Source organism: Pseudomonas sp. F9001 (assembly GCF_013385435.1).
Taxonomy (GTDB): Bacteria; Pseudomonadota; Gammaproteobacteria; order Pseudomonadales; family Pseudomonadaceae; genus Aquipseudomonas.
On record NZ_JACAPX010000006.1, the window covers coordinates 36,311 to 51,060 of the forward strand.

A 14,750-nucleotide genomic window follows, 5' to 3' on the forward strand; every position below is an offset into this window, starting at 1 on the left:
TACGCGTCGTACCCCTAAGTTTTAGCGTAGGAGTCTGGGCATGGCCGGTGTAATGGATTCAGTGAACCAGCGCACACAGCTGGTGGGGCAGAATCGCCTGGAGTTGCTGTTGTTCCGTCTGGACGGCAAGCAGCTGTACGGGATTAATGTCTTCAAGGTTCGCGAAGTGCTGCAGTGTCCCAAGCTGACAATAATGCCCAAGTCCAGCCCGGTGGTTTGCGGTGTGGCCAACATTCGTGGCGCGACCATCCCGATTCTTGACCTGGCAATGGCCACCGGTTCGGCGGGGTTGCAGGACCGCGAGAGCCCGTTCGTGATCATTACCGAGTACAACACCAAGACCCAGGGTTTCCTGGTGCGCTCGGTGGAGCGCATCGTCAACATGAACTGGGAAGAGATCCATCCGCCGCCCAAGGGCACCGGTCGCGATCACTACCTCACGGCGGTGACGCGGGTCGACAACCAGTTGGTGGAAATCATCGACGTGGAGAAAATCCTCGCCGAAGTGGCCCCGACCTCCGAGGCGATATCGGTGGGTGTGGTAGACGCCGAAACCGCGCACAAGGCGATCTCGCTGCGGGTGCTGACGGTGGACGACTCTTCGGTTGCGCGCAAGCAGGTGTCCCGTTGCCTGCAGACCGTTGGGGTCGAAGTGGTCGCGCTCAATGACGGTCGCCAGGCCCTGGATTACCTGCGCAAGCTGGTGGATGAGGGCAAGAAGCCGGAAGAAGAATTCCTGATGATGATCTCCGACATCGAGATGCCGGAAATGGACGGCTACACCCTCACGGCCGAGATACGCAACGACCCACGCATGCAAAAACTACATATCATCCTGCATACTTCGTTGTCGGGTGTATTCAATCAGGCGATGGTCAAGAAGGTCGGTGCCGATGACTTCCTGGCCAAATTCCGCCCTGATGACCTGGCATCCCGGGTAGTCGACCGGATCAAGGCAGCAGATCACGGCTAGGGGCCTTTTCCCTGGCGGTCACACGATTTAAGAGGCGGTATCATTGTCTACGGGTAATTTGGATTTCGAACAGTTCCGGGTCTTCCTGGAAAAGGCCTGTGGCATATTGCTCGGTGAAAACAAGCAGTACCTGGTATCCAGCCGTCTCAACAAACTGATGGAGCAGCAAGGCATCAAGTCCCTCGGGGAGTTGGTGCAACGGATCCAGGGCCAGCCACGCAGCGGGCTCAAGGAGATGGTGGTCGACGCCATGACCACCAACGAAACCTTGTGGTTTCGCGATACCTATCCGTTTGAAGTGCTCAAGAACAAGGTGCTGCCCGAGGCGATCAAGGCCGCTCCCGGCCAGCGCCTGCGCATCTGGTCGGCCGCCTGTTCGTCGGGACAGGAACCGTATTCGATTTCGATGGCCATCGATGAGTTCGAGCGGACCAACATGGGCCAGTTGAAGGCCGGGGCGCAAATCGTGGCCACGGATTTGTCCGGCACCATGCTCACCAACTGCAAGACCGGCGAGTACGACAGCCTGGCACTGGGGCGCGGGTTGTCCCAGGAGCGCTTGCAGCGTTTCTTCGACCCCAAGGGGGCAGGGCGTTGGGCGGTCAAGGCGCCGATCAAGAGCCGGGTGGAGTTTCGTTCGTTCAACCTGCTGGACAGTTATGCCAGCCTGGGCAAGTTCGACATGGTGTTTTGCCGCAACGTGCTGATCTACTTCTCGGCCGAGGTGAAGAAAGACATTCTGTTGCGCATCCACGGCACCCTCAAGCGTGGCGGTTATCTGTTCCTGGGGGCTTCCGAGGCGCTGAACGGTTTGCCGGATCATTACCAGATGGTGCAGTGCAGTCCTGGAATCATTTACCAGGCCAAGTGACGAGTGCTTGGACAAAAAGGGAGGCCTGCACAGGCCTCCCTTTTTTTATGGCCGCAAAGCGGCAAGCCCTCATTGCCGCTTTACTGGCGTTTCGCGGAAACCCTTTGCCGCTTTTCTGGCATTGCCGCCGGCAATTCCCTCGCAAACCCTTGATTTACGGGGCTCAAGCAACTTGGCATGGCCCTTGCTAAATCCTTGTTACGAAAAGCAGGTCAGCCCCTAAAGGTTTCCGCCATGAGCATCAGCTTCGATAAAGCGCTCGGTATCCACGAACAAGCACTGGGCTTTCGCGCCCAGCGTGCCGAAGTCCTGGCCAACAACATCGCCAACGCCGACACCCCGAACTACAAGGCTCGGGACCTGGACTTCTCTGCCGTGCTCGCCGCCCAGCAAGACAAGACCAAGAACGGCACCTTCGCCCTGAACATGACCAACAGCCGTCATATCGAGGCGCAAGGCCTGGGCAATGGTGACGAGTCGCTGCTGTATCGCACGCCGATGCAACCGTCGATCGACCAGAACACCGTGGACGCCCAGTTGGAGCAATCGGCCTACGCCGAGAACTCAGTGAACTTCCAGGCCAGCTTCACCCTGCTCAACAGCAAATTCAAAGGGCTGATGTCAGCCCTGCGTGGAGAATAAGCCATGTCCCTCGCCAGTGTTTTCAATATTGCCGGTAGTGGCATGAGTGCGCAGACCACGCGCCTCAACACCGTCGCCAGTAACATCGCCAACGCCGAGACCGTGTCTTCGAGCATTGACCAGACCTACCGCGCCCGGCACCCGGTGTTCGCCACCATGTTCCAGGGCGGCCAGAGTGGCAGCGGCGATTCGCTGTTCCAGAACCAGGATGCCGCAGGCCAGGGCGTGCAGGTGCTCGGTGTGGTCGAAGACCAGAGCAACCTCGAAGCCCGCTACGAGCCGAACCACCCTGCCGCGAACGAAAAAGGGTACGTGTACTACCCCAACGTCAACGTGGTCGAGGAAATGGCCGACATGATTTCCGCCAGCCGCTCGTTCCAGACCAACGCGGAAATGATGAACACCGCCAAAACCATGATGCAGAAGGTCCTGACCCTGGGTCAGTGATAAGGGGCGCCAAATAATGGCCATTGTTGATAACAGTTCGACGAACACGGCAGTCCAGGACCTTTTTAACTCCAAGGTCAAGACGGCGACAGATAACACCAGCGTCGGTGACGCCGCCAAGTCGGCGACGGGCAACCAGGCGATGGGCAAGGACGCGTTCCTGCAATTGCTGGTGACCCAGCTGAAAAACCAGGACCCGCTGTCGCCCCAGGACAATGGCGCGTTCGTCGCACAGTTGGCGCAGTTCAGCAGTCTGGAAGGCATCAACAACCTGAATGACTCGGTGAATGCGATTTCCAGCAACTTCAGCTCCTCCCAGGCGCTGCAGGCTTCGTCGCTGGTGGGGCGTTCGGTCATCACCCAGACCGACAAGGCGATGGTGGATACCAGCAAGAGCATGACCGGTTCCGTGGCGGTGACGGCGGCGACGGGCAACGTCTCCGTCAAGATCACCGACAAGGATGGCAACGTCGTTCGCACCATCGACATGGGCGCCCAGAGCGCCGGCAACTCCAGCTTCGTCTGGGACGGCAAGACCGATGCGGGTGAGACGGCGCCACCCGGCACCTACACCTTCAATGCCACCACCAAGAATGACAAGGGTGACTCGGTGGCCCTCGCCACCTCGCTGCCGGCAACGGTGACCAGCGTAACCCTGGGCACGAACGGCGCTGAAATGGTGCTGAACCTGGCGGGCGGCCTGGGCAGTATCAAGCTGTCGCAAATTCAGACTATCGGTACATAGAGCCGGCTAAATACGGCAAAAGGAGAGAACAATGTCTTTTAACATCGGCCTTAGCGGCCTCTATGCGGCCAACAAACAACTGGACGTGACGGGCAACAACATCGCCAACGTCGCGACCACCGGCTTCAAGTCGTCCCGTGCGGAATTCGCGGATATCTACGCGGCTTCCAAGCTGGGTACCGGCCAGAACAGCGTCGGCAACGGCGTGAACCTGGCGGCCGTGTCCCAGCAGTTCACCCAGGGTGACGTCAACAACAGCGGCGGCACGCTCGACATGGCGATCCAGGGCGGCGGCTTCTTCGTGCAGAAGGGCAGCGACGGTTCGCTGGAATACACCCGCAACGGTGCGTTCCGGGCCGACAAGGACGGCTACATCACCAACAACACCGGCACCTCGCGCCTGCAAGGCTACGCAGCGGATGCCGATGGCAACATCCAGAAGGGCGGCTTGACCGACCTGCAGCTCAACCTGTCGTACCTGCCGCCGAAGGCTTCGAGCAAGGTGGATTCCACCAGTAACCTGAACTCCTCCGAGACGGCGATCGACCAGACGGCGCACCCGTTTGATCCGACCAAATCGGACAGCTTCACCACTCAATATTCCACCACGCTGTACGATACGCAGGGCAACGCGCATCCGATGGTGCAGTACCTGGTGAAGACCGACTCCAACACCTGGAAGTCCTACACCCTGATCGATGGGCGCAACCCTGACGGCTCGCCGATCAGCGGCACCGGTACTGACGTGAAGGCGCCAGTCGCCTCGACGCTGTCGTTTGACACCTCCGGCAAGCTGACCGGGATCGTTACCCCGCCAGCCACCGCTTCCAATACCACCCTGACCATTTCCGACTGGAAGCCGGGCGGCCTGGTCAATGGTGTCTGGACGCCTAACGGTGCGGCCGCCAACGCAGACGGCGTGGCCGTCAACATGGGGAACATCACCCAGTACAACTCCGCCACCTACCGCAACCCGCCGACCACCGATGGCTACGCCACCGGGCAAATCACCGGGCTGAAAATCGACGGCAGCGGCGTACTGTTCGCCACGTTCAGCAACCAGCAGAGCAAGGCCATCGGCCAGATCTCCCTGGCCAGCTTCAACAACGAGCAGGGCCTGCAGCCAGCCGGCGGCACCACCTGGAAAGAAACCTTCGCGTCGGGCCAGCCGGGTTTTGATACCCCGCAAGTCGGCACCCTGGGTTCGATCGTGGCCAACTCCCTGGAGAACTCCAACGTCAACCTGACCAACGAGCTGGTGGACCTGATCAAGGCCCAGAGCAACTATCAGGCGAACGCCAAGACCATCTCCACCCAAAGCACCATCATGCAGACCATCATTCAGATGACCTGATGTTGTCGCTTTAACTCGCTTTACCGAAAAGCCCCTCGCGTGAGGGGCTTTTTTTTGGATGTTCAGATAACGCCTATAGGTGGGGGCGTTACAGGCGGATACACGGCTGTCGGAACGGTACAAGGCCAGCCGGGCGATATCTGGAGCGGATTCAGTCAGGGCTCCGGCGGCAACTGCATCACTGTTTCAGCGATAAAAGCCGCCATGATGCACGTCGGCCAGAAGCCCACCGATGTTTTCAAGGAGGTGAAATACCTGCGCGAATCGCGACGGTGTTGTTCCAGGCAAAAGAAAACCCCCGATACGCCGTAGGCCTATCGGGGGTTTTTCAACCTTGGGTGGTTAGACCCAGGGTGTGCTCAGCTTATTGGCAAGCTTCGCAATCCGGCTCGTCGATCGCGCAGGCTTTAGGCACTGGCGCCGGGCCGGCAGGTGCGGCGAGAACCGAATCATCACCGTGGTTGCCGCCGCTGGAAACAGCGTTCAGCTTGCCGGTGTTGATGGTCGACTTCTCGGTGCTGGTGGCAGCCAGGGCACGGAGGTAGTAAGTGGTTTTCAGGCCACGGTACCAGGCCATGCGGTAGGTCACGTCGAGCTTCTTGCCCGATGCGCCGGCGATGTACAGGTTCAGCGACTGAGCCTGGTCGATCCACTTCTGGCGACGGCTGGCGGCGTCGACGATCCACTTGGTGTCCACTTCGAAGGCAGTCGCGTAGAGCTCTTTGAGTTCTTGCGGGATGCGCTCGATCTGCTGCACCGAACCGTCGTAGTACTTCAGGTCGTTGATCATGACCGAGTCCCACAGGCCGCGGGCTTTCAGGTCGCGAACCAGGTACGGGTTGATCACGGTGAATTCGCCCGACAGGTTCGATTTCACATACAGGTTCTGGTAGGTCGGTTCGATCGACTGCGACACGCCAGTGATGTTGGCGATGGTGGCGGTCGGTGCGATGGCCATGATGTTGGAGTTACGAATGCCTTTTTGCACACGGGCACGTACCGGCGCCCAGTCCAGGGATTCGTTCAGGTCAACGTCGATGTACTTCTGGCCACGTTGCTCGATCAGGATCTGTTGCGAATCCAGCGGCAGGATGCCTTTGGACCACAGCGAACCCTGGAACGTCTCGTAGGCGCCACGCTCGTCGGCCAGGTCGCAGGAAGCCTGGATCGCGTAGTAGCTGACCGCTTCCATGGACTTGTCGGCGAACTCGACTGCAGCGTCCGAACCGTAGGGAATGTGCTGCAGGTACAGCGCGTCCTGGAAGCCCATGATGCCCAGGCCGACCGGACGGTGCTTGAAGTTGGAGTTCTGCGCCTGGGGTACCGAGTAGTAGTTGATGTCGATAACGTTATCGAGCATGCGAACGGCGGTGTTCACGGTGCGTTCCAGCTTGGCGGTGTCCAGCTTGCCGTTGACGATGTGGTTCGGCAGGTTGATCGAGCCCAGGTTGCAAACGGCGATCTCGTCCTTGTTGGTGTTCAAGGTGATCTCGGTGCACAGGTTCGAGCTGTGGACCACGCCCACGTGCTGCTGCGGGCTGCGCAGGTTGCACGGGTCTTTGAAGGTCAGCCATGGGTGGCCGGTTTCAAACAGCATGGAGAGCATTTTGCGCCACAGGTCTTTGGCCTGGATGGTCTTGAACAGCTTGACCTTGCCCGGGTATTCGGTGAGGGCTTCGTAGTACTCGTAGCGCTCTTCGAAAGCCTTGCCGGTCAGGTCGTGCAGGTCCGGTACTTCGGATGGCGAGAACAGGGTCCACTTGCCGTCATCGAAGACGCGCTTCATGAACAGGTCAGGGATCCAGTTGGCGGTGTTCATGTCGTGGGTACGACGACGGTCATCACCGGTGTTCTTGCGCAGCTCGATGAACTCTTCGATGTCCATGTGCCAGGTTTCCAGGTAGGCACATACAGCGCCCTTGCGCTTGCCACCCTGGTTCACGGCTACGGCGGTGTCGTTCACTACTTTGAGGAACGGTACAACGCCCTGGGACTTGCCGTTGGTGCCCTTGATGTACGAACCCAGTGCACGCACCGGGGTCCAGTCGTTACCCAGGCCGCCAGCGAATTTGGACAGCATGGCGTTGTCGTGGATCGCGTGGTAGATGCCCGACAGGTCATCCGGCACGGTGGTCAGGTAGCAGCTGGACAGTTGTGGACGCAGGGTACCGGCGTTGAACAGGGTCGGGGTCGACGACATGTAGTCGAAGGACGACAACAGGTTGTAGAACTCGATGGCACGGTCTTCTTTCTGCTTCTCTTCGATCGCCAGGCCCATGGCCACGCGCATGAAGAACACTTGCGGCAGTTCGAAGCGGATCCCGTCCTTGTGGATGAAGTAACGGTCGTACAGGGTTTGCAGGCCCAGGTAAGTGAACTGCTGGTCGCGCTCGTGGTTGATCGCCTTGCCGAGTTTTTCCAGGTCGAAGGTGGCCAGGATCGGGTTCAGCAATTCGAATTCGATACCCTTGGCGATGTAGGCCGGCAGGGCCTTGGCGTACAGGTCGGCCATCTCGTGGTGGGTGGCGCTGTCGGCGACTTTCAGGAAGCCCAGGCCTTCGGCACGCAGGGTGTCCATCAGCAGGCGCGCGGTGACGAACGAGTAGTTCGGCTCACGCTCGACCAGGGTACGGGCGGTCATCACCAGGGCGGTGTTGACGTCGGTCAGGGCCACGCCGTCGTACAGGTTTTTCAGGGTTTCGCGCTGGATCAGGTCGCCATCGACTTCTTCCAGGCCTTCGCAGGCCTCGGTGATGATGGTGTTCAGGCGGCCCAGGTCCAGCGGTGCAAACGTACCGTCGGCCAGGGTGATGCGGATCGACGGGTGAGCTTGTACGGCAGCTTCTTCGGCCGGGGAACGTACGGCACGTTCCTTGGCGCGCGAGTCACGGTAGATCACGTAGTCGCGGGCGACTTTCTGCTCGCCGGCACGCATCAGGGCCAGTTCGACCTGGTCCTGGATTTCTTCGATGTGAATGGTGCCGCCCGATGGCATGCGACGCTTGAAGGTTGCGGTGACCTGTTCGGTCAGGCGGGCAACGGTGTCGTGGATGCGCGACGAGGCAGCAGCGGTGCCGCCTTCAACTGCAAGAAACGCTTTGGTGATCGCGACGGTGATTTTGTCATCGGTGTAAGGAACGACAGTGCCGTTACGCTTGATCACGCGCAATTGGCCGGGCGCGGTGGCGGACAGATCCAGGTTCGAATCAGCGGCCTGCGGCACGGAGCCCTGCGGGTTCTCGCGAGTTGTGTCGGTTTGCATGGGGGGTTGTCTCCACATTCTATATTTATTTGGGCACCATCACGGTGCCCACCGTTCCGTCCTGAAGCACTTACAACAGGCCAGGGGGCCTGGCATAACAACTTCGGGACAGGAGGAAGGGAGCTGTTCGCGCCGCTTCCATGCCGAAGTCTTCGGTTACAAGCCTTGGGGCTCTTTACCGTATTCCTGGTGGGTGACAGTTTCGTACTGCAACACCCGTACCGTTTTCGCCTGATCGGGGCAGAAAACGGCTGCCATCCGCGTGCGCGGTTTGGTCTTCTGAAAAAGGCTTAAGTTCACCAAACAGGAGCAAGAAAGAGCTTGAGTTTCTTGTCTGATTTGTGTTTGGTCTTTTCGCTGAAAACCCTACATGTAGGGTTTTTTTGGCGACGACCTACAAGATAATGCGTTTTGGGGGGCTTAGCAACGGACTACCTGTGGATAACGCTGTGGGTAAAATGTGTATGAAACGTGGAATGGCCGTGTAGGCCGCAGTACTGCTGCATTGCGCCGTTTGTCACCGAATATTCCGAGGTAAAAACCACCGGTTGGATTTTTGCGGGCGCGAACCCTATCACAAAAAAACACGATGTCCGAACGCATTTGCGCGCTTGTGGCAGAGGGCCGGCCCGTTGCTACAATCGGCGGTTATCCATACAGTTTATGCCTCGCCTACATGACAACTGTAGGAGCGGGCTTGCCCGCGAAGGACGTCAACGATGACGCTGGAAACCTGAATAAACGCGGCGCCCTCGAGTTTTCTCGGGCAAACCCGCCCCTACAATAATTAGAACCGAGGTAACGCATGGAGCAAGAAGCCTGGCAGGTATTGATTGTCGAGGACGACGAGCGACTGGCCGAGTTGACCCGTGACTACCTGGAGAGCAACGGCTTGCGGGTGTCGGTGGAAGGCAATGGCGCCCTCGCGGCGGCGCGGATCATCGCCGAGCAGCCGGACCTGGTGATCCTCGACCTGATGTTGCCCGGTGAAGACGGCCTGAGCATTTGCCGCAAGGTGCGCGAGCGCTACGACGGGGTGATCCTGATGCTCACCGCGCGCACCGACGACATGGACCAGGTGCTGGGCCTGGACATGGGCGCCGACGATTACGTGTGCAAGCCCGTGCGTCCACGCCTGTTGCTGGCACGCATCCAGGCCCTGCTGCGGCGCAGCGAAAGCGTCGAGCCGGCACTCCCCGAAAAACAGCGGCGCCTGCAATTCGGCCCGCTGGTGGTGGACAACGCCCTGCGTGAAGCCTGGCTGCATGAGGGCGGCATCGAACTGACCAGCGCCGAATTCGATCTGCTGTGGCTGCTGGTGGCGAATGCCGGGCGGATCCTGTCCCGGGAAGAAATCTTCACTGCCTTGCGCGGCATTGGCTATGACGGCCAGGACCGCTCCATCGACGTGCGCATCTCGCGCATCCGCCCGAAAATCGGCGACGACCCGATCCACCCACGCCTGATCAAGACCATTCGCAGCAAAGGCTACCTGTTCGTCCCCGAAGCTGCGGCTGACCTGACGCCGTGAACTCAATCTTCCTGCGCATCTACGGCGGCATGTGCGCGGCGCTGATTCTGGTGGCGTTGCTCGGCGTACTGGCCTTGCACCTGCTCAATGAAGTGCGCAGCGGCCAGTACCGCGAGCGCCTGGCCCACGGCACCTTCGCGCTGATGGGCGACAACCTGCAACCCATGAGTGCCATCGAGCGCCGCCGTGCCCTGGCAGTGTGGGAGCGCTTGCTGGGTATCCCGCTGCAATTGCAGACCGTGGCCGAGGCGCACCTGGACCTGACCCAGCGTAGCCGTCTGCAACGCGGCCAGGTGTTGGTGGAGCAAACCGGGCCTCACGCGGCCAGGGTGCTGCGCTTGGTCAGTGACCAGGAGCAACTGTTGCTGACCGGTGAAGTGCAGCAAATCAGCGAACAACTGGCCCGCGCGACGATTTACCTGCTGGCCGATGAGCTGGTGCGTTTCCCGGTGGCGGAGCAACCGCAGAAACTCGCAGACCTGAAGGAAGCCAAGGGCTTTGGTTTCGAGATGCACCTGGTGATGCTCAATCAGGCTGATATGGACGAAGACCAGCGCCGCCGCGTGTCCGAAGGCGATACCGTGATGGCCCTGGGCAAGGGCGGGGATTCGATCCGGGTATTTGCCGGCATGGTCGGCACGCCGTGGGTCCTGGAAATCGGCCCGCTGTATCAGATGAATCCGTACCCGGCGCAATGGCTGATCCTGATTGCGCTGATCAGCCTGACCTTGATCGGCTTGATCGTCTATTTATTGGTGCGCCAGCTGGAGCGGCGCTTGAGTGGCCTGGAAGCCGCCGCCACGCGCATCGCCAAAGGCAGCCTGGAAGTGCGAGTGCCGGCCCGCGGCGCGGATTCGGTGGGGCGCCTGGCGGCAGCGTTCAATGGCATGGCCGAGCACCTGCAACGCCTGTTGGCGATCCAGCGCGAACTGGTGCGGGCGGTGTCCCACGAACTGCGCACCCCGGTGGCGCGCCTGCGGTTCGGCCTGGAGATGATCGGCGACGCGGCCACGCCTGAAGCGCGGCGCAAGTATATGGAGGGCATGGACAGCGACATCCAGGACCTCGATGGCCTGGTGGACGAAATGCTCACCTACGCGCGGCTGGAACAGGGGGCGCCGGCACTGAATTTCCAGCGGGTCGACCTCAATGCGTTGCTGGATCAGGTGATTGATGAACTGTCACCGCTGCGCCCGGAAATCAACGTGGCGCGGGGCATCTGCCTGTCCTCGGCACATTGGGACGATGCATGGGTGGAGGCCGAGCCGCGCTACCTGCACCGTGCGCTGCAAAACCTGGTGAGCAACGCCATGCGCCACGCCCAGGGGCAGGTGCTGATCAGTTACCAGGTGGGCCAGGTGCGTTGCCGCATCGACGTGGAAGACGACGGGCCGGGCGTACCGGAAAGTGCCTGGGAGCGGATTTTCACGCCGTTCCTTCGCCTGGATGACAGCCGGACCCGCGCGTCGGGTGGGCACGGCCTGGGGTTATCCATTGTGCGGCGGATCATCTATTGGCACGGCGGCCGGGCGTTGATCAGCAAGAGCAACAATCTGGGTGGCGCGTGTTTCAGCCTGAGTTGGCCACGGGATCAGGAGAAAGTCTAGGCCTGGACGGCCACCAGGCTCAACAACTGCCCGCCATCCACCGCAAACTGCGCCTCCAGTTCCTTGCCATGGCACCATTCTGCGGACAAGTCCGTCAGCAACCGCAGCCGCGCATGGCCGGTATCCGACCACTCCAGCAACTCGGCATGCTCAAAATAAAAGCGCTTCTGCACGATCGGATAGAGCGCCTTGAACAGGCTCTCTTTCGCCGAAAACGTCAGCGTCACCAGTTGCGCAACCTGCTCCCGCGGCCCGGCGGCCATGCGCAGCAATTCATCCGGTGTGAGGATCTCCCCGGCCAGGCGTTCCGCCCGCTCCAGGGTCAGCAGGTTCTCCAGGTCCATGCCCAGCCCGCGCCACTGTGTCTTGTGGGCGACTATGGCCGCTGCATGGCCGGTGCTGTGGGTGATCGAACCGCTGATGTGCGCGGGCCAGACCGGCGCGCGGTCCTCGCCGATCGCCGGCACGCAATCCAGCCCGTCCAGCTGTTGCAGGGCCGCGCGGGCGCACAGGCGACCGGCCAGGAACTCCGCCTGCCGCTTGGCCACCGAACGCTGGATGCTCGCGGGTGGCGGCACGGCGCTGCGCTGGAAATCGCCGATGGCCAGCAGGGCCGGGTCAAAACGGGTGCTCAGCAAGACCGTGCCGGGCAAGGCATCGGGCAACGGCCAATGGGCATCAAGTGGGGTGCAGCAGGCGGGTAGGGAATTCATGCCGGGTATTTTGCCGAGTTGCAGGGCCGCTGGATAGCCTGCGGCCGGGGATACGTAAATAACTCTTTACACAGTAGCCGGCCTCGGTTCAGCCCAGGTTCAGAGAGTGTTCAGGGGGAGTTCAGGGGCGTCTGCGTAGTCTGGCCCCGTACCCAAAGCCCAAGCGTATGAGGTAGCACCATGACTGCGATCAAGAAGCTGATGTTGGCCTTAACCATGCTCAGCGCCACCGCTGGCGTCCAGGCCTCTGATTCGAGTTTCGCGGGTTTCTCCAAGGAGAAGAGCAAAAAGCCCTACAGCCTTCTCCAGCGGGTGAGCTTCGAGGATGCCGGTGAACAGGCGGCTCCATGGGGCCAGTCCCTGGGCCAGCACACCCCGCAGTCAGACTATCGCGTGGGCAACGAAAACCTGTCAGGTCACTTCAACGGCAGTAAATTGCGCCAGCAAGACCTGCAGGGCCGCTATGATATACCCCAGTTGGAAAGTTGATTTGCCTTGGAGAGCTTTATGAAATTGCTGGTTGTCGAAGATGAGGCGTTGCTGCGCCATCACCTGTTGACCCGCCTTACCGACAGCGGTCACGTGGTCGAGGCCGTCGCCAACGCCGAAGAGGCGCTGTACCAGACCGGGCAATTCAACCACGACCTGGCGATCATCGATTTGGGCCTGCCCGGCATGGGCGGCCTGGACCTGATCCGCCAATTGCGCGCCCAGGCCAAGACCTTCCCGATCCTGATCCTGACCGCCCGTGGCAACTGGCAGGACAAGGTTGAAGGCCTGGCAGCGGGTGCCGACGACTACGTGGTCAAGCCGTTCCAGTTCGAAGAGCTGGAAGCGCGGATGAACGCACTGTTGCGCCGCTCCAGCGGTTTCACCCAATCCACCATCGTCGCCGGGCCGTTGCTGCTGGACCTCAATCGCAAGCAGGCGTCCCTCGACGAACAGCCACTGGCGCTGACCGCCTACGAATACCGCATCCTCGAATACCTGATGCGGCATCACCAGCAAGTGGTCGCCAAGGACCGCCTGATGGAACAGCTCTACCCCGATGACGACGAGCGTGATCCGAACGTAATCGAAGTGCTGGTGGGCCGCCTGCGCCGCAAGCTGGAAGGCCCGGCGGGTTTCAAGCCGATCGACACCGTGCGTGGCCTGGGCTACCTGTTCAATGAGCGCTGCCGTTGATTCGCTCGCTACGTGTACGTTTGATGCTCGCGGCCACCATCCTGGCCGTGCTGTTTATGCTGGCCTTGTTGCCGGCCATGCAGGGCGCCTTCAGCCTGGCCCTGCAGGACTCCATCGAGCAGCGCCTGGCGTCGGATGTCACCACGCTGATTTCGGCTGCCCGGGTTGAAAACAATCGCCTGCTGATGCCCGCGCAGCTGCCGGACGAGCGTTTCAACCTCACCGACAGCCGCCTGCTGGGCTACATCTATGACCGCGAAGGCCATCTGGTCTGGCGGTCGCGCGCCACACAGGAAGAAAACATCAACTACAAGCCGCGCTATGACGGGCGCGGCAACGAGTTTGCGCGGATCCGCGAGGCCAACGGCCAGGAATTTTTTGTCTATGACGTCGAGGTCAAGCTGCTGGGCGGCAAGAGCGCGGCGTTCAGTATCGTCGCCCTGCAACCGGTGCGTGAATACCAACTGACCCTCGAAGGCCTGCGGGAAAACCTCTACCTGGGCTTCGGCGCCGCCTTGCTGGTGCTGCTGACCCTGTTGTGGCTGGGCCTGACCTGGGGCCTGCAGGCGCTGCGCCGGCTGAGCCAGGAACTGGATGAAATCGAAGGCGGCACCCGGGAAAGCCTCAGCGAGCAACACCCGCGCGAGTTGCTGCGCCTGACCGGCTCCCTGAACCGGTTGCTCCACAGCGAGCGGGAGCAACGCACCCGTTACCGCGATTCCCTGGATGACCTGGCCCACAGCCTGAAAACCCCGTTGGCGGTGTTGCAAGGCGTGAGTGAAGACATGGCCCAGCGCCCCGAAGATCGGGACCAGGCCTGGGTACTGCAATCGCAGATCGAACGCATGAGCCAGCAGATCAGCTACCAATTGCAGCGCGCCAGCCTGCGTAAAAGCGGCCTGGTGCGCCACCAGGTGCGGCTGGAGCCGGTGCTGCAAAGCCTGTGTGACACGCTGGACAAGGTTTATCGCGATAAGGGCGTGAAGGTCGCCTTTGAATTGCCGGACGAATGCGACGTGCCGATCGAGAAGGGCGCCTTGCTGGAACTGCTCGGCAACCTGCTGGAGAACGCCTATCGCCTGTGCCTGAGCGAAGTGCGCATCACCTTGCAGGAAAGCCTGGAGGGCACCGAGTTGTGCATCGAAGACGATGGCCCCGGCGTGCCGCCGGACCAGCGTGCGCGCATCCTGCAGCGGGGCGAGCGGCTCGACCGCCAGCATCCGGGGCAGGGGATTGGCCTGGCGGTGGTCAAGGACATCATTGAAAGCTATGGCGCCCGGCTGACCCTTGGGGATTCACCGCTGGGTGGGGCTGCGTTCAAGATTCACTTCCCGGCTGTTTGATCTTTATTGGCTGTGCCGGCCTCTTCGCGAGCAAGCCCGCTCCCACATTCGATGGCATTCCCAACGTGGAACTCGGT

Annotated in this window: 13 protein-coding genes; 11 read left to right on the forward strand and 2 right to left on the reverse strand. The window is 60.9% G+C overall.

All coding sequences use genetic code 11. The features are described from left to right. Positions 1-40 precede the first annotated feature (40 nt). The 6 genes from HX818_RS04355 (at position 41) to flgE (ending at position 5,032) form a co-directional block, all read left to right on the forward strand. The gene (locus HX818_RS04355; RefSeq protein WP_003214250.1) at positions 41-973 is read left to right on the forward strand and encodes a chemotaxis protein CheV; all 933 of its coding nucleotides are present in this window, start codon (positions 41-43) and stop codon (positions 971-973) included. A 43-nt stretch (positions 974-1,016) separates the two neighbouring features. Continuing rightward, entirely contained in the window at positions 1,017-1,844 is an 828-nt protein-coding gene (cheR, locus tag HX818_RS04360) for a protein-glutamate O-methyltransferase CheR (protein ID WP_003214248.1), read from the forward strand. Between the two features lie 234 nt (positions 1,845-2,078). Then, positions 2,079-2,486, forward strand: coding sequence for a flagellar basal body rod protein FlgB (gene flgB / locus HX818_RS04365; RefSeq protein WP_003214246.1), 408 nt, complete (start codon positions 2,079-2,081; stop codon positions 2,484-2,486). A 3-nt stretch (positions 2,487-2,489) separates the two neighbouring features. Continuing rightward, a complete protein-coding gene (gene flgC, locus HX818_RS04370; RefSeq protein WP_177019553.1) occupies positions 2,490-2,933 on the forward strand; it encodes a flagellar basal body rod protein FlgC in 444 nt (147 codons plus the stop codon). Between the two features lie 16 nt (positions 2,934-2,949). Next, on the forward strand, positions 2,950-3,678 hold the full coding sequence (gene flgD, locus HX818_RS04375) for a flagellar hook assembly protein FlgD (RefSeq protein WP_003214242.1): 729 nt from the start codon (positions 2,950-2,952) through the stop codon (positions 3,676-3,678). A 31-nt stretch (positions 3,679-3,709) separates the two neighbouring features. Further along, a complete protein-coding gene (gene flgE, locus HX818_RS04380) occupies positions 3,710-5,032 on the forward strand; it encodes a flagellar hook protein FlgE (protein WP_087694478.1) in 1,323 nt (440 codons plus the stop codon). 364 nt (positions 5,033-5,396) lie between these two features. Here the strand turns inward: flgE and HX818_RS04385 are convergent, their stop codons facing one another. After that, positions 5,397-8,294, reverse strand: coding sequence for a ribonucleoside-diphosphate reductase subunit alpha (locus tag HX818_RS04385; RefSeq protein WP_008435294.1), 2,898 nt, complete (start codon positions 8,292-8,294; stop codon positions 5,397-5,399). Between the two features lie 805 nt (positions 8,295-9,099). Here HX818_RS04385 and HX818_RS04390 point away from each other — a divergent pair. Both HX818_RS04390 and HX818_RS04395 read left to right on the forward strand, forming a co-directional pair. Next, positions 9,100-9,825 carry a response regulator gene (locus HX818_RS04390; RefSeq protein WP_008435295.1) on the forward strand — a complete coding sequence of 242 codons (726 nt, stop codon included), beginning with the start codon at positions 9,100-9,102 and terminating at the stop codon, positions 9,823-9,825. Then, the gene (locus HX818_RS04395; RefSeq protein ID WP_003214234.1) at positions 9,822-11,432 is read left to right on the forward strand and encodes an ATP-binding protein; all 1,611 of its coding nucleotides are present in this window, start codon (positions 9,822-9,824) and stop codon (positions 11,430-11,432) included. Before HX818_RS04390 ends, HX818_RS04395 begins: the two co-directional genes overlap by 4 nt. Here the strand turns inward: HX818_RS04395 and HX818_RS04400 are convergent. Then, the gene (locus HX818_RS04400) at positions 11,429-12,145 is read right to left on the reverse strand and encodes a 4'-phosphopantetheinyl transferase (protein ID WP_177019554.1); all 717 of its coding nucleotides are present in this window, start codon (positions 12,143-12,145) and stop codon (positions 11,429-11,431) included. The two genes, HX818_RS04395 and HX818_RS04400, sit on opposite strands and share 4 nt — an antisense overlap. A 180-nt stretch (positions 12,146-12,325) precedes the next feature. On the opposite strand from HX818_RS04400, the gene HX818_RS04405 reads away from it, so the two are divergent. From HX818_RS04405 to HX818_RS04415, 3 genes are read left to right on the forward strand one after another with little or no spacing between them, the layout of a single operon-like run. Continuing rightward, positions 12,326-12,634 (forward strand): hypothetical protein, encoded by a 309-nt coding sequence (locus HX818_RS04405; protein ID WP_003214230.1) that lies wholly within the window; start codon positions 12,326-12,328, stop codon positions 12,632-12,634. A gap of 18 nt (positions 12,635-12,652) precedes the next feature. After that, positions 12,653-13,330, forward strand: coding sequence for a response regulator transcription factor (locus tag HX818_RS04410; protein ID WP_003214228.1), 678 nt, complete (start codon positions 12,653-12,655; stop codon positions 13,328-13,330). After that, complete coding sequence (locus HX818_RS04415) at positions 13,327-14,673, forward strand: ATP-binding protein (RefSeq protein WP_023659245.1); 1,347 nt, start codon at positions 13,327-13,329, stop codon at positions 14,671-14,673. Before HX818_RS04410 ends, HX818_RS04415 begins: the two co-directional genes overlap by 4 nt. The last annotated feature ends 77 nt before the right edge of the window (positions 14,674-14,750 follow it).